The organism is Pseudoalteromonas sp. SA25, from assembly GCF_011378705.1.
Classification (GTDB): Bacteria; Pseudomonadota; Gammaproteobacteria; order Enterobacterales; family Alteromonadaceae; genus Pseudoalteromonas; species Pseudoalteromonas arctica.
In genome coordinates this window covers 32357-53962 of record NZ_WTKV01000030.1, presented here as the reverse complement: position 1 = coordinate 53962, position 21606 = coordinate 32357, and the positions used below count along the sequence as shown (strand labels likewise).

Below are 21606 nucleotides of genomic sequence, written 5' to 3'. Positions count from 1 at the left end.
TAGCTTAGAAATTTGCTGAAATTGTAAACGTAATACATTCATCAATATAGTTTGGTAATGTATAGGTTTCGCGCGTATTACTGTACTCAATATGTGAACCTGAAAATAGGTTTTTACCCGAAACTGCAGTAGACCACACCGGAGTAGCCTGCCAATTCCAACTAATATCTAACGTTGTGTAATTATCAGTATTATATGCATTTGAGTTTACTGCTCGCAATGTCGCAAATACGTTATGGTCAGTTGAGAATGTATAATCGGCTTTTGCAAATAACTGCCTGTTTTTAGAGTCATACCCGATAGCGGGCTCTACTCTAGGAGGTAAATCGTAGTTATAGTCGGTGTAACTGTAACCAAACTCAGTATTGAGATTATCAATTGGTTGCCATGATACTACTAAGTCGAACCCTTTAGTGGTTGTGTCTGCTACAGATGCAAAGTCTAAATCTATACGAGTCATTCTTAGTGCTTGAAATACTTCTGGAATTCTCCCTGCTAGAAATAAATCAAGTATAGGAGTGAATTGTTCAGCATGTGTATTCATATCAATAACCGCTACGTTTTTAGCATCGGTATAATAAGTAGAAAGATCTAATGACCAATCGTTAGCAGTAAAACGGTAACCTAATTCATAAGATAGATAGTTTTCTGATTTAACTTTATCATTACCATTTAGGTAGGTTGCAATTCGGTAGTCGTCTATTTGGTCAAAGCCTGAACTTAAACCGGTAAGATCTTTAATTTCTGTACCATTAACTTTAAAATTATCGTTAAACTCAATTAATGTTGGTGTACGCACACTTCGCGATATTGCGCCCCAAGTAAGATGGTTATCTACTGGTTTGTATATAAGTCTTGCTGATGGTTGATTTTCCCAGCCAGTTAAATCGTTATGATCAAGCTTAGTACCAATAATAAAGTCGAGAGTGTCAGGAGTCACATTATATTGAGCTTGAACAAGTGCACCATATTGTTTGAGGCTATCAAAGTTTTTATCGCTATCTAAAAATACACTTTCTGCGAAAGATATAGAATTGTATCGGTAGTTCAACCCCCAATCTAACTGTAGAGATTGATATATAAAGTTCATTTGATAATCAATATCTATCGATTCAAAGTCTTCTTTAATATAATTTTGAGAGCCATTTTGTTTAAGCCAAGAAATTTGTAGCATTTGATTGGCATCTGGCGACATTCTGTTTTCAAGGCGCGCCATTATGCGCGAGTCTGTTCGCTTTAAATCATCTGAAAATGAAATGTTTTCGTTGGTTTCATCAACAACACCTCGGTAGTTTTGGCCAAGTGTGGAATGAGTTACATCACCCTGAAGTAGCGCAGACCACTCATCATTAGGGGTAAAGTCAGCTCTAAAACCTAAAGAATTTTGCTTGGTTGTGTCGTTAGGAGCGAGTGAGATCCCTTTTTTTGATTCATTAGCATCTTTTAAGTGCCCATACACACGGTAGCTGCCTATGTTACTTATATCACCACCGTAGCGAAGATTAGCATCAACATTTATTTGATTACCAGTTGTTACACTTGCGTATCCACCGCGAGTATCAATACTATTTTTAGTAATGATATTAATAACGCCATTATTTGCGTTACTTCCCCAAAGTAATCCGCCTTGTCCGCGTATAACTTCAATACGTTCAATATCGTACAAAGGAACGTTGAGTGTTTCCCAATAAACAGCGGCAAACTTTGGGGTATATAAGCTTTGTCCGTCAATCATAACCAATAATTTGCTTGAAAAGCGAGAGGCAATGCCTCTTGAGGAAATAGCCCATTGATTGTTATCGAGCTGACGGACAATTAAACCCGGCACCATTTTTAGTGCTTCAGGTACTGATGTAGCACCAGATTTAGTAATTTGTTCTTTACTTAATACATAAATAGATGAAGCGGTATCAAATGCTGATTGTGCTCTTTTCATCGCAGAAGTCGCTTGCACATCCATACCCATTAAAGCATCAAGATCGAGGTCTTCATCTTCAAACGGCTCAGCCGTTACAAGAGGGCACACAAAAAGTAATGGCCAAAATAAACGTTGTGATATTTTCACCCAAAAGTCTCCTGCGCAATCAAAAAATCAAAAACAATGACTGTTTTTGTAATACATGTGATATCACACAATATTAACATACATTAACAGCGTAAAAGTATAAATGCGATTAAATCAAAACAACTAATTTTGTAGTAGTTAAAAAATTTAACTTAGGCCAATAAAACAGTAAAATTTAAAAAATAAAGTAGATACATTTTATACAATTACATTTATTAAAGAGTCAAAAAATAGAAGTTACTGAGAGTTATATTATTATATACTATTTAAAATTTAGTCTATTTTTGAAGGACTTCAAAGTATTTTACGCTTATTGATTATTTAACTTTGCATTTTATGCTTTTACAAGGGCGATATTAATTATACGTGCACGATTAATCTAACTTTGTATTAACTATTATTGTAGTTTCAATTACCTTTGCTTTTATTAAAGGTATATAGAATACTTAAATTCGCTTGGTTTTGCTTTGAAGGCACCAAAGTATGAAAAAAAATGAATTAATTAATGTAGAAGAAGTACTCGATTTAATGCTTGATGCGGTATGCGTGGTAGATAAACAAGGCACATTTGTTTTTGTAAGCGCAGCATTTGAGCAAATTTTTGGTTATACGGCCGACGAAGTTGTAGGCAAAAAAATGATTAACTATGTTTACGAAGGTGATCATTATAAAACGCATAATGCCGTAACTTCGCTGTTGTCTGGCGAAATGGTGAACCCTCGCTTTGAAAACCGTTGGATGAGAAAAGATGGTCAAGTAGTTCATATATTATGGTCTGTTCGTTGGTCAGAGCAACATCAAGTAAGAATCGCTGTCGCGCACGATATAACTGAACGTAAAGTAATGGAAGATCAACTCCATTATATGGCACGGCACGATGTGTTAACCGGCCTACCAAATCGTTCTTTATTAATGAATCGATTAGAAAAAGTAATTATTAGTGCAACCAGAGACAACACGTTTTTTTCTTTACTGTTTATAGACATAAATGGCTTTAAAGCAGTAAACGATACTCACGGACATGAAATTGGCGATAAGCTTTTATGCGCTATAGCAAAAAGGCTTTCAGCGTCAGTAAGGCATTACGACACAGTAGGGCGTTTAGGCGGAGACGAATTTTTAATTATTTTAGATAACTTAAGTTCTAGCCACGAAACCGTCAGAATAAAAAATAAAGTCCTCACTGAGTTTAAAGCCGTCTTTAAGTTAGATGACGTACTACTAAATATTTCACCCAGTATAGGAATTGCAAACTACCCCGAGCACGGCCAAACAGATCACGAACTCATAAAGTATGCTGATCAAGCTATGTACAAAAATAAACAACGAGGCTTAGATAACGTAACCTATTTACCTCAATAACTAAGCTGAACTATCACCTTAGGTTAAACAATAGTCACAGCGTCCTTAACTACAATGCCTTACTTGCTGACATATTTTTTAATATCGGTTTCCAGTGCTGCGCTAAAAAATCTATAAATGCTCTTACAGCAGTTTGTAGGTAGTTCCTTGATAAATAAACTGCACAAGTTATGTCTGGGTGATAATGAAGACAATTACCGTATCGGCAGTAATACGTTTTTTACTAATGATGCAGGCGAAAGCAATATATTGGTCACTGATTATGCAAGCGCAATGGTTGATGAAGCGCAAAATGCAGCGTACGTAAATCAGCATATTAGTATTGCCTACTAATATGGTTACTAATCAAAAGCGTTTGATTATTTAGATATAACAATACTGGCTCATAAGGCTAAAATAATTTAATCTGAGCGTATTAATTCTTATTAAATTATTTGCCTTATGAGCCTTCTTTTTTCTCTTGCGTTAGCAAGCCTTCCCGCTTTACCAGAGCCTGTTGCAAATAATGCTGTGGCTAAAGTTATTGTTAAAAATCAGCCTTACTTTTTAAGCTTTATGGGGCTGGGGCGCGATAAACAATACTCGTCAGTGCATAATAAAGTGTGGGTGCTTAAAGTTGGCGATTCACAGTGGCAAACTAAAACTGGTGTGCCTTCAAGCTTGCCATTAAAAGGGCGCTTAGCAAGCACCGCAGTCGGCTTAGGCGAGTACGCTTATGTGTTTGGCGGCTATACGGTAGCAGAGGATCATACTGAAGTTTCAAGCCCCGACGTATATAGGTACGACGTAATAAAAGATACCTACACTCATCTTGCGAGTATGCCAGTACCCGTAGACGATAGCGTAGCGCTGAGCTACAAAGCGCGTTACATTTATCTAATTAGCGGTTGGCATAACGACGGCAACGTAAACTTAGTGCAAGTATACGACACGCAAAATAATACATGGCAACAAGCCTCGCCATTTTTAGGTGAGCCTGTATTTGGCCAAGCCGCTGCTATTAGTGCTAACACCATTGTTATTTGTGATGGCGTTAAAACACAAGCTAATCCTGATTCGCGTCGCTCGTTTGCAGGTGTAGCACAGTGCTTAAAAGGCACAATAGATTCAACTAACCCACAAAAAATAGATTGGCGTACCTTGCCACATCCAACGGGCACTGCTCACTACCGAATGGCAGCCACCAGCTATAATGGCAATATTTATATGATGGCAGGCTCTAATAACCCATACAACTACAGCGCAATAGGTTACGACGGCAAACCTGCACCTGCAAGTGACCATATTTGGCGCTTTAGTATCGAAAAAAACGAATGGCAGATTTTATCCCCAGTTGAAGTAAAGAGCATGGATCATCGTGGTTTACTTGAGCACAGTGGGGTTTTATATCGAATTGGCGGCATTGATAACAGTCAGCAAGTAAGCGCTAACGTACTCGGTTACGAGGCGCCAAAGTGAATACCCTTTACATTACCGGAGCGGGAGTCAGCGCTGCCAGTGGTATTCCCACCTTTAGAGGGGAGGATGGCTATTGGACCATTGGCAGTAAAAATTATACGCCTATGGAAATGGCAACACGCGCAATGTACCAAAACGCCCCAAAAGAGTTTTTAGCATGGTATTACCATCGCTTTGCAACGTATCGTAACCATGGCCCAAACGACGTACACCATTGGCTAAGTGACAAAAACCTAATTACTCAAAACATAGATGGGCTTGATGGCAAAGCGGGTAACAAAAATTACATAGCGATACACGGCAGGCTTGATCAAATGACCTTATTTCATGAGCAAGGTGAGCCAGCCACGCCACTTGCCACCCCGTGGGATAGTGTAGAAGAAAGCCGCCTGCAAGAGTCTCTTTTTGAGCTATTTAATATTCAAGACCAAACGCCTGTGCTAAACCATTCATTTAAGCCCTTTGTTTTATTATTTGACGAATATTACACCGAGCTTTACAGAATAACACAAGCACAACAGCGTATGCTCAACGCCGATAAAATTGTATTTATGGGCACCTCGTTTAGCGTTAATATTACGCAAATGGCAATTGAAATAGCCCGAAATTACGACATTCCTGTTGAAGTGGTTGACCCTGAGCCTGCACATATTTTGCACGCTAACGTCACATATAAAAAAATGAATGCATTAGATTACATTCAATCTAATTAATAAGTGCTATATTTTAAAGGGATTGATAATGTTTTCTTAAATATTACAATCTCTTTATATAATATTAACGAGTCAAAAATGTTATTATTATCCTGATTATAACAATATTAAAGAGATCTGAATGAGCGACTTAACTGCAATAGCAAACTTGTCCATTTTACTTGTAGAGCCTTCAGAGGTTCAGCAAAAAATAATAATAAAATCGCTTTTAGAAAGTGGTGTAAAACAAGTTGAAACTGCATCTACACAAACACAAGCGCTTAGCTTATTGGCAAGTTATCACCCTGATCTAGTTATAAGCTCTATGTATTTATCTGACGGGACAGCCGACTCACTATTGCAAGAAATAAGATCAAACCTTATCACCGAGCATCAACCTTTTATGCTTATATCGAGCGAGCGTAATAAAAAATACCTTGAGCAATTACGCCAATCGGGTGTCCTAGCTATTTTGCCTAAGCCTTTTAGCGCAAAAGCCATTACCCGCGCACTCAAAGCAACCCTCGATATTATAAGCGAAGAAGAAGTAGAACTTGATCATTTTGACGTAACGCTGCTGCGAGTTTTAGTGGTAGACGACAGCCGCTTTGCGCGTAAACACATTATTCGTGTTCTTGCGGGTATGGGAATACCTGCCCCGGTAGAAGCTGAAAACGGTAAAGAAGCTATTGAGCACTTAAACAACCAATCGTTTGACTTAATTGTAACCGACTACAATATGCCAGAAATGGACGGACGAGAACTAACAGAAACCGTTAGAAGCTCAAATAGTTACTCACATATTCCTATTTTAATGGTGAGCTCAGAGGCAAACGAAACGCACCTAGCAAATATAGCTCAAGCGGGAGTTGATGCTATTTGTGATAAACCGTTTGAACCGGCCACAGTGCGAGAATTATTGTTTAAAATAATGTCTTAAAAGTAAGTACAAGCGTAGGACGGTTATTATTTGGCCTACGCTCATCTTTAAAATACATTTACTATTACAGTTTTCCTAATCTATAAATGAGTAATGCAGTTTTTTTAATGTTTTTATCAAGGCTGGTTAAATCGGCTGTTTCGTTTTTAGTATGCGCGCCGCTGCCCATCAAACCTAAACCATCAAGTGCCATATCAACATGGTTTGCCGCAAACGAAATATCAGCTGCACCTGCGTTGCGAGGGTTGGCGGCTACTACTTTGTTGAAGCCTAAATCGTGGCTTGCGTCGCTGTATAATTCTAATAGCTTTTTATTGCCATCAGTTAATGCCATTGGCGGGTAACCGTCTTCAAAAATAAGCTCTGCTTTACTGCCATTTAAACTGTTGCTAGCAATGAGTTGCATTGATCTTTTTGCGTTTTCGAATTGCTTTGGCGATAGTGCGCGTAAATCACCTGCTACATGCACGGTTTGTGCTATTACATTACTTTTACCAAACGCCGTTGCTGACGAATTAGCACTGTCGTAGTCGGCATTTGTACCACCTACAATAAGCCCTGGGTTAAATGTTAAATTAGGTTGCGTGGCAAGTTGCTCTCTAAAATCATTTAAAATGCGTGATGCTTCGTAAATAGCGCCATAACCAACGCTTTCGCTAAATATTTGTGACGAATGCGCTGCATTTGCCGTTACATTTAGCGTCCAACCGGTATAACCACGGCGCGCCGCCATAGCTGTTTTTATATTGTTATCGCCATTTTCATAGCCAAGCGCTACGTCAGCCCAAATTGCTGCATCAACAATAGCTTGTTTAGATAAGCTAAGCGGGCGACCGCTGCTTTCTTCATCGCCAGTAAGTAATACTTTTATGCTTACATTTTCGAGTAAGTTAAGGGCTTGTAAGCTTTTAAGAGCGGTAATTATTATCGTGTTACCGCCTTTCATATCGGCAACGCCTGGACCACTGGCTGTATTGGCATCAAGCTTTTTATAGGTAGTAAAGTCATCGTTTTTGGCAAATACCGTATCTAGATGGCCGATCATCAGTATTTTTATTGCATCGGGATTTTCACTCTCATGGGTTGCTAATACATGCCCTGCGCGGTTAAACGCACTGCCATCCAGCCATTCTACTTTAAAACCAATGGCTTTAAGCTGCTCGCTTGTCAGCGCACCTACTTTTTTTACACCTTCAATATTAAGCGACCCGCTATTAATATTTACAGCTTGCTCTATTTCTTGCAGTGCTTGGGGAATGTTTTTATCGACCTGTTTTACTATTTCACGCTCATTTTTATCAAGCGCAGCATGGCTTGTAAGCGGTAAGGTACTAGCGAGTGTGAGGATAAGTGCATGGCTAAATTTTAAAAATGACATAACAGCATAATAAGTGAGAAATAAGAGTATTTAATATGAAGTAAAAATACAGAGGATTCAATAGGAGTAGATTGTGATTTTTAACTAATTTTATAAACAATAACGAGTTACAAGTTTAAGGGTGAACGCGTTATTGGTTTAAACACAGGTATTTAAATATAACCACTTAACTAATAATCAACCTGTGCAACTAAACAGCAATTTGCCTGATATTACTGACCTCCACCATTTTGGATTTTTGCTACATTTAGAAAAGTTGAGACTGAACTAACTGTTTACAAATACTTATTTTATAGCTAGGGTAAAACCATTGTAATATAAGAACATTTGTCATTTTTAGGTGACAAATGTCGTAGACTAAATTGTAAGATTTATAGGTATAAACAATGAATAACTTAGTTGTATTAATAACGGGTGCTAATAGGGGAATCGGTTTCGAATTAGCCAAACAATACCTTATAAATGGATGGACAGTAATTACTACCTGTAGAAATCTAGAAACGGCGGTTGCTCTAGTTTCATTGAAAGATAAGTTTCCAAATAAATTGTCTATTGAACTAATGGATATCACTTGCCCTGAAAAAATTAAGACGTTGGCAAGTAAACTTAATGAGGAAAATATTAAATTAGATTTAATAGTAAATAATGCGGGATATTTGGATCGAGAAAACACAAGTATCCATACTATTAATTATGCTAATGCTGAAATGTGTTTTAAGGTAAATTCACTTGGACCACTATATTTAACTCATTGCTTTTTACCTTTAATAAATAAAAAACGCTTATGTAAGATAGCCGTTATTTCTTCTGCTATGGGATCTTTGTCGCTAGAACAAAGTGTGGATTGGTATGGTTATCGAATGTCTAAAGCAGCAGCCAATATGCTAGTAGTGAACTTATCACAAGAACTTGTTAATGATAATGTGGCTGTGGTAGCTGTTCACCCCGGTTGGGTTCAAACCGATATGGGTGGCTCTACAGCAAGTGAAAATGTTGTAGATTCGGCTCTTGGAGTTATGAACGTTATTCTGAATTTATCTATTGATAATACGGGAAAGCTTTATAGTTTTAATGGTGATGAGTTACCGTTCTAATAAATATAACAACACGCTATGAGGTGGATAACTAGTAAAGTCAGCTATTAATTGCAAATTTTAAAACTGCTGAGCCTCTTCGTTTTAAGGCTATTAAATACGTCAATTCATCGTAGGGTGTTAACGCGGTTTAAGATCCATAACCCATTCATGCAGCGCTCTAGGTATGTAAGTGAGAAATAAGAGTATTTAACATGAAGTAAAAATACACAGGATTCAATAGAAGTAGATTGTGATTTTTAACTAATTTTATAAGTAATAACGAGTTACAAGTTTAAGGACCATGGGGTGTACGCATTATTGGTTTAAACACAGATATTTAAAATATAACCTGTTAACTAAGCAGCCATTATTACAACATAGCAATATGTCTTATATTACTGATCTCCACCATTTTGGGGTTTTGCTACATTTAGAAAAGGTAAGGCGAATCTAACTAACTGTTTACAGTTGTTTATTTTATAGCTAGGATAAAATCATTGTAATATAAAGACATTTGTCGGTTTGTAAAACGACAAATGTCGTAGACTAAATTGTTATGTTTACAAATTAAGAAAGGAGTCTTTCCCATGTTTCCTCAATGTAGAAGTTGTTCTAAGAAAATATCACTTAGTTGGTTTTTAACAGCCTTTAAATGGACTAAATACCGTTGTGTAAATTGTGGCTCAATACATGAGTTCACTACAAGGCATGGTTATATCGCAGGAATTGTAGGTGCATCAACTGCTTTCTTTTATCCAATCAAGGAAAGTTCTATCCTTTATAGCCCTTTGTTGTTTGTTTTAGTGGTGTTTGCTGCCCTTGTGCTTAGTAGTTTAATTCCTGGGCAACACGAATTAGTTGTAACTGAGGAATCGGTGGATCAGTAAACATAACAAGACGATCCAATAAGGACAAAAAACAGTTGGTTATGCTCCAGCGTGAATTACAGTGACACCCAACCTAAATCTTGTAATGCTTTAAAAACGCTTAGGGTTAATTAAAGGTGCTCATTTTTTAATTGAATTTGGCTGTTGGAGTTATTTTACAGTCTCGTTAGTTGCCAAGGATAATAATGAGAACATTTCAGCTTTTAGGTTTTATACTTGCGATTGTTGGGTTTATTTTAGGCTACGTGATGCTAGCCCCAATTGATGGTGAAGCATCCGACGCTTCAGCAGGAGGTACAGGCATAGGCATTATGTTTATGGTGTTACCTATACTTGGTTGGTCTGCGTTAATATTAGTGCCCTCTTCAGTAGCATTGTTCAACCATGAAGTAAGAGAACGCACTTATTTCAGAGGCAATTTTTGGCTAAACCTTTGGAAAGTAAATCTAATTATTTCTTTTGGATATATTGCCGTTGTCTTATATTTTGCTTACATATGGTTTAAGGGCAGCATTGGCAATTAATAAGACTTTAAATGCGTAATACCTTTAATTCATTCTTACCTACTAACACCTAACCCAAACTAAGTACTAATAACCATCAGGTTTAACACCATTAGCATTAAACCTGACAGCCCGAACTCAACCAATCAACGTTAATTAGTCGGCATTAAATAAATCTCGCGTACGCTGTTGCGCTGGTTTGCTTCAATAGCAAACAATACCGCGTCGGCTACATCTTGCGGGTCGAGTTTGTCGGGTTTAGCTTCATCAAAAAACGGGGTGTTTACCATCCCTGGTGCTATGGTTGTGCAGCGTCCGTTCCACTGGCTCATTTCCTCAGCTAAGTTTTGTCCAAAGCCATAAGCAAACCATTTAGTTGCCCCGTAAATAGAGCCTCCAATTGGCTTACGGCCAGCGGCAGAGCTGGTTAATATAAAGTGACCTTTGTTTTGGCGTAAATGCGGCAGTGTTAATTTTGCAGTCCACAGTAGGGCTTTAATATTTATGTCGATCATAGTTGACCACTCATCGGGATCACCTTTTTCGGTGCCAGCGGTTGAAACACCCATACCCGCGTTAGCAAAGGCTACATCTAATCGGCCAAACTTTTCAATGCCTTTGGTAACTACGTTTTCAAGCGCGGTAAAGTCGGTTGCATCTGCAGCTACGCTCAGTGCGTTATTTGAGCCTAGCGACTCAACTAACTCAGTTAACTTATCTTCGCGTCTAGCGGTGAGTATTACTTTATGGCCGTTGTTAACAAGGGTTTTTGCGGTTGCTTCGCCAATGCCACTTGAAGCGCCGGTTATGAGTACTATTTTTTCTTTTGCCATAGATGACCTCTTTAATGAACGTTAAAAACTTAAAATCACCATACCAATAAACGATTAACCTACATTGAATAGTCGCTATAAATTAGCCATAAATGGCGGTGTTTTATATTCTAATAACCATGGTTTTTAGGCCGTTATTAAAATTGGAATAAGTGATTAAAAAAGGTAGGTTTAAATTTTTTATTCTATATACTCGCGCCACTTCTTTTGAAGTCGGTTTTTATTAGATTTAACCATTATTTTGCTGAGTTTCAGCAATATTTATCGGAACAAACATGAAAGATAAACTCTTAGCGTTTTGGCAAAGCCATTCAGAAACAATCATCACTTTAGGTTACAAGGTGATTTTAGCGTTGGTGATTTTAGTTGCGAGTGCCTTAATTGCACGCTCGGTTAAAAAAGCGATTAAAAACTCTAAATCCCCGTTAAAAAGAGTGGATAGTACGCTGCTTCCTCTTTTATCGAGTATTGCTGGTTATTTAGTTTATATAATTGGGGGTCTATTTATTTTAGATATTTTTGGCGTAAACACGGCCAGTTTAATTGCGCTAATGGGTGCTGCTGGTTTAGCGATTGGTTTAGCCCTTAAAAATACGCTGAGCAATATTGCTGCGGGTATTATGCTGCTAATACTCAGGCCTTTTAAAATAGGCGACTTTGTTGATGCCAGCGGCACGCTTGGTACTGTGAGTGAAATAAACTTGTTTACCACTATTTTTAAAACCACCGACGGTCTTTATATAGCATCGCCTAACGGCAAAGTATGGGGTGGCAATATTAAAAACTTTACCCGTAATGGCAAAAGACGAATGGATATAGTGGTGGGTATTTCGTATGCCGACTCTATTGACGTTGGCTTAAATGTACTTAAAGAATTAGCCGCATCAGAGAGCCGATTACTCGCAGAGCCTGCACCTAAAGTAATGGTGACATCAATAGGCGAAAGCGCAGTAAACATTCAGTTACGTGCGTGGGCTGTTAATGGTGATTATTGGCAAACCGTGTGGGATTTAAATAAGCGTGTTAAAGAAGCTATTGAAGGCGCTGGGCTGAGTATTCCATTTCCGCAGCGTACGCTGCATATATCTGAGTCTATGGCGTCGGCAATAACTGTTAACAAAGATGCTTAAATATGTATTAACATAAACATAAGCACAAATAAAAATAGCGAGCCTTGGCTCGCTATTTTTATATTAGCCGTAGTATTAGCCTTTGTGTTAACTGAGGTATTAACCTTCTAGTTGAAAGTCGTACACTGAGCCTAAATTAAGTAGTTGTGTGAGCTCATCAAGTGCTTGGTAGCTTTCGGTGAGTAGGGCTGAGTCTGCAAAGTCACTTGCGCCTAATTTGTCGCGGTAGTTACGTTTTGCCCAGTCACACAGTTGTGTGTATTTAGTATCAGTTAAAATAACCTCTGGGTTTACTGCAGCAAGTTCTTGCTCGTTAAGGGCTACACGTAAACGCAAGCAAGCAGGGCCACCGCCATTTTGCATACTTTGGCGTAAATCAAAAAACTGTACTTGGTTTACGGGGTTATCAGCCATAATCATTTCTTCAATGTAGGCGTTAACCGCGACGTTGCGTTTACATTCTTGTGGTGCAACTAACAGCATTGAACCATCTTCAAGGCTCACAAGCTGGCTATTAAATAAGTAACTACTTACAGCGTCGGTAATGCTTACTTTATCGGTAGGTACTTCAATAATGTAAAATTCTTTATTGCCCACATACGCTTCGCGAATATCTTGAAGTGCCAAAGCTTGGTTTAAAAATGCTTGCTGGTGGCACAGTAATACGTTGGCGTTACCTACTGCAATTACATCGTTATGAAAAACGCCTTGGTCTATTACGTCTGGATTTTGCTGTAGTAAAATTTGGCTTGAATCTTTTAAGTTATGTAAACGGCAAATTGCTTCTGAGGCTTCAAGTGTTTGCCTTGCAGGAAATTTAGCTGGTTTTGGTAATTGGCTGTTAAACGCGCTGGCACCAAATACAAACATTTCAAGGCCTTGCTCGCCGTGGCTGTCACAAAAACGAGTATGGTTTGCTGCACCTTCGTCGCCAAAAAAGCCTTGGTCTGGTAAATGGGTATGGTGCGCAAAGTATTTGTCGTTGTTAAACATCGCTTTTAATAAGCGTGTAGTGGTTGCAGGCTCTAATGAACGATGAAACTTATTATTTAAATTAGCTGAAGTAAAATGTACTTTGCCATCGGTTGTATCTGGAGATGGCGATACCGTAGCGGCATTGGCTGTCCACATTGCTGACGCTGAATAACACGCGCGTAATAAAATAGGATCTGCTTTAAATGCTTTATGAATTACTTGTGCATCGTTACCGGTAAAGCCTAAGCGGCGCAGTACGTTTAAGTCGGGGCGCGCATGAGGTGCAAATACACCTTGAGTTAGGCCTTTGTCGTGCATGGCTTTCATTTTTTCAAGGCCTTGAAGCACTGCCTCTTGAGGATTTGAAAAGCTTGCTGCGTTATTTAACGAGGCAACATTACCATACGATAAACCAGCGTAGTTGTGAGTAGGGCCAACTAAGCCATCAAAATTAACTTCCAAAGCGTGCATACACGTTCCAACTAAAAATTTTCAATAGGGTGCAACAATACAACGCAATAGGGTTGCTTGCAAAGTTATAAACGCAGTGTTTTTACTAATTTTTCGATGTTTTTATATGTGTGATTTTTTGCAGGGAGCTTCGTTTTTATATCAGGTGGCTAATAAGTAATTAAATAAGGTTTATTCATAAATTTCATAGTGTGCAAAAGCTTAGCCTAAAGTAGGTTTATACATTTAAGCTTTATGCCAAGCCTTTACACAATACGATGCTACTTAACATAGGCGCGTTCTTTATCAGCGGTAGTGCGGGTATTTGTTGGATCATTAACTTGCCAAACGCTAATGTCTAAACGCCATAAAAGGTAAAGGGTATGGTATAAATTGAACATGGTTTTTCCTTGGTATTTTCACTGAACACATCAGTTTATAGGAAGAAGTATGCCAACATTAACTTGAATATTTTATGAATAGAAATCAGGTGTTTAGTATTTAAGTGTAAATACATACTTAAGGATTAGCACCAAAGAGGTGAAGTATTACTAAAAGATGCACCAACGTGGTGTGTTTTTAACAAAAAACCCTGCAACTATTAGGTCACTTAAATGTGCAAGGCTTTTTAAAAAATACAGTCACTTAAAAAGTAAATTAGCGGCCTACTTTTCCTTTTACTAAAGGCTCGAACGACATTACTTTAAACTTACCGTGACTTTGATTTTTGCCATTATTAAGTACAGGCGAGTTATGTAAATCGTCAACGGTAAAGTATATTTTATGATCCGCTCCGTAGCTAAACCCATCAGGCCAGCTTAAGCGTTTGTCTTTAAATAATACTTCGTAGTCGCCAGTGGGTTTAACTACGCCAATTGCGCCATTGGTTATGTCGGTTACATATACGTTACCGCCGCCATCAACAATAATACCGTCTGAAATTGGCTTAGTGCCGTAACGCGTAACTTTGTCTTCAAGTGCTTTAGCCCAGAGGCTCTCGTTATTTATATCGCTGGTGGCAATGCGATAAACCGACGTGCCCGACATAGAGCCAAAGTAAAGCCAGTCTTCGTTAGGGTCAAGCGTAATAGGGTTAACACCTAAACGGGCAGGTTGTCCGCCAAGGCTCATTGTACGCCCATCAATAACCATATCGATATTTTCGGCTGTGGTGTAATGGCTATTTTGTAATACTCTGCGTGCGACACCTGTTTTAAGGTTTACCGTAATAATAGCAGCTTGGCTGCCTTGGGCTGTGTCGGCAATGTATACAACGCCATGCTTATTATCGATGACCAAATCGTTTAAAAACGAGGTGTCGGTAATAGTAGGTTTAGCCAGATAAATAATTTTATGCAGTTGCTCTTTGTTTGTATCCCAACCTACTAAGCGCCCAGCGTGATCGGGCCCTGAAGTGTCGAGCATCCATAAAACGCCATCGCTTGATACGTTTATGCCAAGTACGTCGTAAAAACCTTTACCGTTATTGTACGCGTATGCCCATTCTTCATTAGGGTAGGGCTTAGTTGTACCATCGCTTAAAAGCTCCATAATTTTTTGCTTTTGGCCAAAAAAGCCATGCACAGATAAAAACTTTCTGCCCGATGGGGTAATAGCAATGTTGCCCGGTGGGTGCTGCGCATCAAAAGTCGCGACTGTTTTTAAATCAGCATTTTGATTAGCAGTATTAGCAAATACGGCGTTGCTACCTAAAAGTGCCGTGCTACACGCCGCAGCTAATAGTAATTTTTTAATATGAGTCATTTTCAAAACCTTTTAAAACACGTTTATTGTTTAAAAATTAAGAGCCTAATCGGCTAAGTCGTTTACTACTAAATCGAGCAGTTGCACTAACTGTTTCGCTTGTGTTGCATCTACACTATCAAATTTACATAAAATATTTTTAGGAATATCGGCTGCTTTTAACTTAAGTGATTGGCCATGCTGGGTTAGCTGCACTAGGCGTTTGCGTTTGTCGTGCTCATCTTTAATAACAGCCAGTAATGATTTGTCGCTCATTTTTTTAAGTATTTGGGTCATAGCGCCGCCATCTATCGCGGTTTTATCTATTAGCTCTGCAATTGTTATTTCGTCTTGCTCCCACAGCGCCATCATTACTACGTATTGCGGGTAAGTTAAATTTAGCGCGTTTAAAGGCTCGCGATACGCACGCGCAATGCTGTTAGATGCCATATATAACCGATGACATAACTGATTTTTTAACTTTAATTGCTCAAACGGCATAACGTTATCCTTCATTTCAATACATGTCATTTTAATTTGCATGCAAAGTATTTGCAATCTCTAATTACTTGATCTATTATTTTGCACACAAACTAAATTGATTGATATTTTAAAACTTTGGAGTTCATTATGAATGTATTACAAAACGTAGCTTACACTGCAAAAGCAACTGCAACTGGCGGCCGTGAAGGCGTAGCTAAATCTGATGATGGTCGTTTAGATGTAAATTTATCAACACCTAAAGGTTTAGGCGGAGACGACGGACAAGGCACTAACCCAGAGCAATTATTTGCCGCAGGTTATGCAGCATGTTTTATTGGCGCACTTAAATTTGTAGCAGGTAGCGAAAAAATAGATTTACCAAGCGACACACATATTAATTCTGAAGTGTCTATTGGTGCTATTGAAGGCGGTTTTGGTATTGCAGTAAAACTTGCTGTATCACTAGGTGATATGGATAAAACTGCAGCGCAAACGCTTGTAGATAAAGCACACCAAGTATGCCCATATTCAAACGCAACACGTGGCAATATTGAAGTAGAGCTTTCAGTTATTTAATAACTAAATAAAGAAAAGTTATAAAAGCACACAACGACAATTAGTCGTTGTGTGCTTTTTTGCGTTTAAGGCATAAATATACGATAAAACGTATATTCACTATTCCATATGTTGTTATTTTGTTTTATTGTGTATGCATAAGCACAGTGAGGACAGTATGGAACAATTCAACCCACTTCAATTTTATAAATGCCTAGCGGACGATACACGTTTAAAAGCAATGCTGCTAATTAGCCACGAAGAAGAGCTGTGTGTATGCGAGCTTGTTGCTGCACTTAAATTAAGCCAACCTAAGGTATCTCGCCATTTAGCGCAGTTAAGACAATGCGGATTATTAAGCGACCGTAAACAAAATCAATGGGTGTACTACAGTATTAATAAAGCACTGCCAGAGTGGGCTAAAAATGTATTAACGCAAACGCTTACTGCTAACTCTTCATTTTATCAAAACGATTTAACGCGCTTAAACGCTATGGGTAATCGCCCTGAACGTGCAGCTAGCTGTTGTAACTAACTAATAAATTAACTTATTAAAGGTATTTAATTATGACTATTAAAGTAGGTATTAACGGTTTTGGCCGTATGGGACGTTTAACACTGCGTGCAGCAGTTGATTGGCCAGAAATAGAGTTTATTAAAGTAAATGATGTAGCGGGCGATGCTAAAACACACGCACATTTAATTGAGTTTGACTCAGTACACGGACGCTTAGCGCAGCAGGTTACTAGTGATGATAATAGCTTTAGTGTGGGTAAACACACGATTGCAGTTACCAATAACAAAACCATAAATGAAACTGATTGGTCAGATTGCGATGTAGTAATAGAGGCCAGCGGTAAAATGAAAACCACTGAGCTGTTAAATCAATATTTAGCGCAAGGTGTTAAGCGCGTTGTAGTAACGGCTCCTGTGAAAGAAGACGGTATTTTAAATATAGTAATGGGTGTAAACGATGACCTATATAACCCAAGTGAGCATAAAATTGTTACTGCGGCTTCTTGCACAACTAACTGTTTAGCGCCAATAGTAAAAGTACTCCAAGAAAAAGTGGGCATTAAGCACGGCTCAATGACTACTATTCACGACATTACTAATACCCAAACTATTATAGATGCACCCCACAAAGATCTACGCAGAGCGCGTTCATGCGGTACTAGTTTAATACCAACAACAACAGGCAGTGCAACAGCCATTACGCATATTTTTCCTGAGCTAAAAGGTAAATTAAACGGCCATGCCGTGCGCGTACCACTTACTAACGCATCAATTACCGATTGTGTTTTTGAGCTTGAGCGCGGTGTTACACAAGATGAAGTAAACACTTGGTTTAAAAATGCTGCAAATAATGAGCTAAAAGACATTTTAGGCTACGAAGAAAGACCGCTTGTATCTATAGATTATAAAACAGATCCACGTAGCTGCACCATAGACGCGCTTTCAACTATGGTAATTAACAATACTCAGCTTAAATTATACGCTTGGTATGATAACGAGTGGGGTTATGCAAATCGTACGGCTGAGCTAATGCTTAAAGTTGCACAAAGTGATGTGGTTTAATCTCGTTTAAAAAGGTTTAAATTCATGCTTGCGCAGTTAGCTAATTTACCAAGTTCTATAAAACAATATTTAATAATTACCGGTAATTACTGGGCATTTACTTTAACTGATGGTGCACTGCGCATGCTGGTGGTGCTGTACTTTCATCAGTTGGGATATGGCGCATTTGCGATAGCCATGTTGTTTTTGTTTTATGAAATTTTTGGCGTAATCACCAATTTAGTAGGTGGATGGCTTGGGGCATATTTAGGGTTAAACAAAACCATGAATGTAGGGCTTGGGCTGCAGCTTGTAGCTTTAGCTATGCTTTGCGTGCCTGGGGATTCGCTAACCGTTGCCTATGTTATGGCAGCGCAAGCACTGAGTGGCATAGCTAAAGACTTAAATAAAATGAGCGCAAAGAGCGCCATTAAGTATTTAGTACCACAAGACGATGCAGGGAAAAGCCAATTATATAAATGGATTGCCATACTTACAGGCTCTAAAAATGCGTTAAAAGGAGTGGGCTTTTTTTTAGGTGGCTTGCTACTTACCGTATTTGGTTTTGTGGGGGCATTAATAAGCCTAATTGCTTTACTTAGTGTTGCGTGGGTTATTAGTTTAATTTTTTTAAAAGGCGATATTGGTAAAGCTAAAAACAAACCTAAGTTTAAAGAATTATTTTCTAAATCGCGGGCAATCAACTTACTTAGTGCAGCGCGTTTATGCTTATTTGCGGCACGCGATGTATGGTTTGTGGTTGCATTGCCGGTTTACTTAGCCGCTCAGTTTAACTGGGATCACTGGTGGGTAAGCGGCTTTATGGCTTTGTGGGTAATTGCTTATGGATTGGTGCAATCGCAAGCACCGCGTATAACAGGGCAAAGTGATTCAAACTCACATTCAGTTAAAAAAGCGTATTGGTGGGTTGCTCTATTAAGTGGCGTAACTGGCATTTTAGCGTTGTTGATGCAATTTGATGTAGCGGTACATTATACGCTTGTAATCGGCTTACTTGTTTTTGGCGGTGTGTTTGCTGTTAATTCATCGCTGCACAGTTACTTAATAGTGAGTTTTGCTAAAAATAATGGGGTGTCGCTCGACGTTGGTTTTTATTATATGGCCAATGCGATAGGGCGTTTGCTTGGAACGGTGCTTTCTGGCTGGGTTTTTCAAGTATATGGGCTTAGTGCATGTTTATGGGTAAGTGTATGTTTATTAATTGCAGCCTCAATTACAACGGCACGTTTGGCTAAACTTTAAAAAAACTCAACGTATTGTATTAAATTCAATTTGTTTAACGATATTCATAGCTTCATTGATTAGATCTACTAAACTGTATCAGTAATTTTAATTTAAAGGGTGTGATAAATGCGAGAAATATCGCTAGCAAAAAAATTACTGTGGCTTACTGTCGGAAGTATATTTATTACCGTATTGGTGCTTTCGGGCATTTTATGGTGGCAGTTATCTGCAAGTAATGAAGAGCTTGCAAGCAAGTCAGAAAATTATATTGTTGCTGAAGTAGAAGAGAAGTTAAATGCGAATGCCGCAATATATGGTGAAAAAATAGCGGGCTTTATTAACGAAGCTTATCGAGTACCATACTCTTTAGCCGCTTTATTAGGTGATACCGCAAAAAGCGAAACCCTTAGCCGCGATACGGTAGTAAGTATAAATCGCTCTATTTTAGAACAAAACACATTACTCTCATCTATCTACTCTCAGTTTGAACCAAACGCGTTTGACGGGCAAGATTCGAGCTTTAACAAGGGCTATAAACACTCTGTTGATGGTGATGGTACCTTAGAAGTTTATATAACACGTGATCCAAGTGGGGCTATTGAGCAGCAAAAAGTAGCTAATGCTGCCGATAAATATATAACCTCTTTAAACGAATTTGGTATTCGCGAAGCGCATTGGTACTTATGTGCAAAAGACACGCTTAAGCCTTGTATTATGGAACCGTACTTATACGAAATTCCATCAGGCGATTCAGTAATGCTAACTTCGTTAACCGTGCCTATTTTAAAATCGGGTCAGTTTATTGGTTTAGCGGGTGTTGATTTAACGCTACCTACTTTTCAAATAATGACTGAGGAGCTTTCTAAGCAGCTTTATAATGGCCAAGCCAAAGTAACCGTGCTTAGCGATATTGGGTTAGTTGTAGGGAGCAGCCATTATAAATCTAAATTAGGACGCCCATTTAAAGAAGCCGTGAGTTCTGACTTGTTTAAAGAGCTTGAAAAATTTAAGGGCCAAAAAGGCATATTTAAAACATCGTCTGAGTACTTAGTTAATTACCCTATAAATATAAAGCTAGCTAACACAGACTGGTCTTTAATTATTGAAGTACCAAGTAACTTAGCTTTAGCTGGCCCTAATGCTTTATCGCAAGATATGACTGACACAGCAAACGACTTAGGCGCAATGATTTTAATTACAGGTGCTGTAATTGCAGTAATCGCGTTTATCATTATGAAAATTGTTATTGGTAGCGTGGTTGCACCGCTTCAGCAAATTCAACAACGTGTAGATAACCTTGCAAGCTCAGAAGGCGATTTAACGCATACACTCCATGTTGAAACCCACGCAGAGCTCATTGCTTTAGCGGGAGGCTTTAATGCCTTTTTATCAAAGTTACGTATTTTAATTACAGAACTTAAAGATGTGTCTGATCAAACTAAGCAACAAGGTGAAATAGCGCAGCATATAGCTATTGATACAAAGCATAATGTGCAATCGCAATTTCACGAAATTGAAAGTGTGGTAACGGCTATGAACGAAATGAGCGCTACAGCACTCGAAGTTGCAAGAGCATCAGAGCAATCAGCCCAGCAAGCCGATGAAATAAATAGTTTGGTAGTAAGCAGTGAGTCGAGCTTATCGTCAGCGATGACACAAGTTAAAACGATGTCTGAAGAAATTAAAGAAGCTAACCAAGCAGTTGAAAAAGTTGCTTCGCGTAGTAAAGACATTACGCAAATATTAGATGTAATTCGTACTATTTCAGAACAAACAAACTTACTTGCACTTAACGCAGCCATTGAAGCTGCGCGCGCTGGTGAGCATGGGCGAGGCTTTGCCGTTGTTGCTGATGAAGTACGTGCACTTGCTTCTAAAACGCGTTCATCAACAGATGACATAAGCCAGTTAATTGATAGTTTATTATCTGAAGTAGGTAACGCATCTACCGTTATTGAAAAAGGCGTAGTACGTGCACAAAATGCCGTTGATGAAACATCAGTAGCTTTTGATGCTCTGCACAGTGTTGTTGTTAAAGTTGATGAAATAACCAATCAAATTACACATATTGCCACCGCTGCCGAAGAGCAAAGCTTAGTGACTGAAGAAATAAACCGTAATTTAACGCTTATATCTGATGCCGCATCGCAACTTGCTGACTTATCTACACAAGCAGGAGATAGCAGCGAAGCGCTTAATGCACTTGTTGCCCAGCAAGATAATGAGCTAAATAAGCTTAAAACGTAACTTATAAATTAAGTTTTAAGCACAAAA

At 38.6% G+C, this 21606-nt stretch carries 20 protein-coding genes; 14 read left to right on the top strand and 6 right to left on the bottom strand.

Features of this window, described 5'->3' with window-relative positions; translation table 11 throughout:
* Nucleotides 1–4: 4 nt before the first annotated feature.
* Nucleotides 5–2065 (bottom strand): TonB-dependent receptor, encoded by a 2061-nt coding sequence (locus tag GQR45_RS19290; RefSeq protein WP_165726798.1) that lies wholly within the window; start codon nucleotides 2063–2065, stop codon nucleotides 5–7.
* A 483-nt stretch (nucleotides 2066–2548) separates the two neighbouring features.
* Here GQR45_RS19290 and GQR45_RS19285 point away from each other — a divergent pair, with 483 nt between their 5' ends.
* The 5 genes from GQR45_RS19285 to GQR45_RS19265 all read left to right on the top strand — a co-directional run bounded on the left by GQR45_RS19285 (nucleotide 2549) and on the right by GQR45_RS19265 (nucleotide 6517).
* Nucleotides 2549–3427, top strand: coding sequence for a sensor domain-containing diguanylate cyclase (locus tag GQR45_RS19285; protein WP_121955445.1), 879 nt, complete (start codon nucleotides 2549–2551; stop codon nucleotides 3425–3427).
* A 147-nt stretch (nucleotides 3428–3574) separates the two neighbouring features.
* Entirely contained in the window at nucleotides 3575–3760 is a 186-nt protein-coding gene (locus GQR45_RS19280) for an epimerase (protein WP_010553527.1), read from the top strand.
* A 108-nt stretch (nucleotides 3761–3868) separates the two neighbouring features.
* Complete coding sequence (locus GQR45_RS19275) at nucleotides 3869–4885, top strand: kelch repeat-containing protein (protein WP_165726797.1); 1017 nt, start codon at nucleotides 3869–3871, stop codon at nucleotides 4883–4885.
* On the top strand, nucleotides 4882–5598 hold the full coding sequence (locus tag GQR45_RS19270; RefSeq protein WP_165726796.1) for a Sir2 family NAD-dependent protein deacetylase: 717 nt from the start codon (nucleotides 4882–4884) through the stop codon (nucleotides 5596–5598). Before GQR45_RS19275 ends, GQR45_RS19270 begins: the two co-directional genes overlap by 4 nt.
* A gap of 121 nt (nucleotides 5599–5719) precedes the next feature.
* Nucleotides 5720–6517, top strand: coding sequence for a response regulator (locus GQR45_RS19265; protein WP_165726795.1), 798 nt, complete (start codon nucleotides 5720–5722; stop codon nucleotides 6515–6517).
* A gap of 64 nt (nucleotides 6518–6581) precedes the next feature.
* On the opposite strand, the gene GQR45_RS19260 is transcribed toward GQR45_RS19265, so the two are convergent.
* The gene (locus tag GQR45_RS19260; protein WP_007586240.1) at nucleotides 6582–7895 is read right to left on the bottom strand and encodes a M20/M25/M40 family metallo-hydrolase; all 1314 of its coding nucleotides are present in this window, start codon (nucleotides 7893–7895) and stop codon (nucleotides 6582–6584) included.
* A 386-nt stretch (nucleotides 7896–8281) separates the two neighbouring features.
* Here GQR45_RS19260 and GQR45_RS19255 point away from each other — a divergent pair, with 386 nt between their 5' ends.
* From GQR45_RS19255 to GQR45_RS19245, 3 genes are all read left to right on the top strand, one after another.
* Nucleotides 8282–8989, top strand: coding sequence for an SDR family oxidoreductase (locus GQR45_RS19255; RefSeq protein ID WP_165726794.1), 708 nt, complete (start codon nucleotides 8282–8284; stop codon nucleotides 8987–8989).
* A 569-nt stretch (nucleotides 8990–9558) separates the two neighbouring features.
* The gene (locus GQR45_RS19250; protein WP_165726793.1) at nucleotides 9559–9858 is read left to right on the top strand and encodes a hypothetical protein; all 300 of its coding nucleotides are present in this window, start codon (nucleotides 9559–9561) and stop codon (nucleotides 9856–9858) included.
* A 185-nt stretch (nucleotides 9859–10043) separates the two neighbouring features.
* Entirely contained in the window at nucleotides 10044–10382 is a 339-nt protein-coding gene (locus tag GQR45_RS19245; RefSeq protein WP_007586232.1) for a hypothetical protein, read from the top strand.
* Nucleotides 10383–10513: 131 nt separating this feature from the next.
* Here GQR45_RS19245 and GQR45_RS19240 read toward each other — a convergent pair whose 3' ends face one another.
* Nucleotides 10514–11194: an SDR family oxidoreductase gene (locus tag GQR45_RS19240; protein ID WP_165726792.1), complete on the bottom strand. Its 681-nt coding sequence runs from the start codon at nucleotides 11192–11194 to the stop codon at nucleotides 10514–10516.
* A 275-nt stretch (nucleotides 11195–11469) separates the two neighbouring features.
* Here GQR45_RS19240 and GQR45_RS19235 point away from each other — a divergent pair, with 275 nt between their 5' ends.
* Nucleotides 11470–12324 (top strand): mechanosensitive ion channel domain-containing protein, encoded by an 855-nt coding sequence (locus GQR45_RS19235; RefSeq protein ID WP_007586226.1) that lies wholly within the window; start codon nucleotides 11470–11472, stop codon nucleotides 12322–12324.
* A 99-nt stretch (nucleotides 12325–12423) separates the two neighbouring features.
* Here the strand turns inward: GQR45_RS19235 and astB are convergent, their stop codons facing one another.
* From astB to GQR45_RS19220, 3 genes are all read right to left on the bottom strand, one after another.
* A complete protein-coding gene (gene astB / locus GQR45_RS19230; RefSeq protein ID WP_039486553.1) occupies nucleotides 12424–13770 on the bottom strand; it encodes an N-succinylarginine dihydrolase in 1347 nt (448 codons plus the stop codon).
* A 636-nt stretch (nucleotides 13771–14406) separates the two neighbouring features.
* Nucleotides 14407–15513, bottom strand: coding sequence for an L-dopachrome tautomerase-related protein (locus tag GQR45_RS19225; protein ID WP_165726791.1), 1107 nt, complete (start codon nucleotides 15511–15513; stop codon nucleotides 14407–14409).
* A gap of 45 nt (nucleotides 15514–15558) precedes the next feature.
* Nucleotides 15559–15993 carry a MarR family transcriptional regulator gene (locus GQR45_RS19220; protein ID WP_165726790.1) on the bottom strand — a complete coding sequence of 145 codons (435 nt, stop codon included), beginning with the start codon at nucleotides 15991–15993 and terminating at the stop codon, nucleotides 15559–15561.
* A gap of 129 nt (nucleotides 15994–16122) precedes the next feature.
* Between GQR45_RS19220 and GQR45_RS19215 the strand changes: the two genes are divergently transcribed.
* From GQR45_RS19215 to GQR45_RS19195, 5 genes are all read left to right on the top strand, one after another.
* On the top strand, nucleotides 16123–16551 hold the full coding sequence (locus GQR45_RS19215; RefSeq protein WP_165726789.1) for an organic hydroperoxide resistance protein: 429 nt from the start codon (nucleotides 16123–16125) through the stop codon (nucleotides 16549–16551).
* 157 nt (nucleotides 16552–16708) lie between these two features.
* A complete protein-coding gene (locus GQR45_RS19210) occupies nucleotides 16709–17065 on the top strand; it encodes a metalloregulator ArsR/SmtB family transcription factor (RefSeq protein ID WP_024591540.1) in 357 nt (118 codons plus the stop codon).
* Between the two features lie 32 nt (nucleotides 17066–17097).
* A complete protein-coding gene (locus GQR45_RS19205; protein WP_165726788.1) occupies nucleotides 17098–18108 on the top strand; it encodes an ArsJ-associated glyceraldehyde-3-phosphate dehydrogenase in 1011 nt (336 codons plus the stop codon).
* A 24-nt stretch (nucleotides 18109–18132) separates the two neighbouring features.
* Complete coding sequence (gene arsJ / locus GQR45_RS19200) at nucleotides 18133–19350, top strand: organoarsenical effux MFS transporter ArsJ (protein ID WP_165726787.1); 1218 nt, start codon at nucleotides 18133–18135, stop codon at nucleotides 19348–19350.
* 108 nt (nucleotides 19351–19458) lie between these two features.
* Nucleotides 19459–21579, top strand: coding sequence for a methyl-accepting chemotaxis protein (locus GQR45_RS19195; protein WP_165726786.1), 2121 nt, complete (start codon nucleotides 19459–19461; stop codon nucleotides 21577–21579).
* Nucleotides 21580–21606 lie beyond the last annotated feature (27 nt).

What these genes read in the sequence shown, in the direction of transcription:
- GQR45_RS19285 (WP_121955445.1), top strand. Translation starts at nt 2,549, where the DNA reads ATGAAAAAAAATGAATTAATTAATGTAGAAGAAGTACTCGATTTAATG.
- GQR45_RS19275 (WP_165726797.1), top strand. Translation starts at nt 3,869, where the DNA reads ATGAGCCTTCTTTTTTCTCTTGCGTTAGCAAGCCTTCCCGCTTTACCA.
- GQR45_RS19265 (WP_165726795.1), top strand. Translation starts at nt 5,720, where the DNA reads ATGAGCGACTTAACTGCAATAGCAAACTTGTCCATTTTACTTGTAGAG.
- GQR45_RS19260 (WP_007586240.1), bottom strand. Translation starts at nt 7,895, where the DNA reads ATGTCATTTTTAAAATTTAGCCATGCACTTATCCTCACACTCGCTAGT.
- GQR45_RS19255 (WP_165726794.1), top strand. Translation starts at nt 8,282, where the DNA reads ATGAATAACTTAGTTGTATTAATAACGGGTGCTAATAGGGGAATCGGT.
- GQR45_RS19250 (WP_165726793.1), top strand. Translation starts at nt 9,559, where the DNA reads ATGTTTCCTCAATGTAGAAGTTGTTCTAAGAAAATATCACTTAGTTGG.
- GQR45_RS19245 (WP_007586232.1), top strand. Translation starts at nt 10,044, where the DNA reads ATGAGAACATTTCAGCTTTTAGGTTTTATACTTGCGATTGTTGGGTTT.
- GQR45_RS19240 (WP_165726792.1), bottom strand. Translation starts at nt 11,194, where the DNA reads ATGGCAAAAGAAAAAATAGTACTCATAACCGGCGCTTCAAGTGGCATT.
- GQR45_RS19235 (WP_007586226.1), top strand. Translation starts at nt 11,470, where the DNA reads ATGAAAGATAAACTCTTAGCGTTTTGGCAAAGCCATTCAGAAACAATC.
- astB (WP_039486553.1), bottom strand. Translation starts at nt 13,770, where the DNA reads ATGCACGCTTTGGAAGTTAATTTTGATGGCTTAGTTGGCCCTACTCAC.
- GQR45_RS19225 (WP_165726791.1), bottom strand. Translation starts at nt 15,513, where the DNA reads ATGACTCATATTAAAAAATTACTATTAGCTGCGGCGTGTAGCACGGCA.
- GQR45_RS19220 (WP_165726790.1), bottom strand. Translation starts at nt 15,993, where the DNA reads ATGCCGTTTGAGCAATTAAAGTTAAAAAATCAGTTATGTCATCGGTTA.
- GQR45_RS19215 (WP_165726789.1), top strand. Translation starts at nt 16,123, where the DNA reads ATGAATGTATTACAAAACGTAGCTTACACTGCAAAAGCAACTGCAACT.
- GQR45_RS19210 (WP_024591540.1), top strand. Translation starts at nt 16,709, where the DNA reads ATGGAACAATTCAACCCACTTCAATTTTATAAATGCCTAGCGGACGAT.
- GQR45_RS19205 (WP_165726788.1), top strand. Translation starts at nt 17,098, where the DNA reads ATGACTATTAAAGTAGGTATTAACGGTTTTGGCCGTATGGGACGTTTA.
- arsJ (WP_165726787.1), top strand. Translation starts at nt 18,133, where the DNA reads ATGCTTGCGCAGTTAGCTAATTTACCAAGTTCTATAAAACAATATTTA.
- GQR45_RS19195 (WP_165726786.1), top strand. Translation starts at nt 19,459, where the DNA reads ATGCGAGAAATATCGCTAGCAAAAAAATTACTGTGGCTTACTGTCGGA.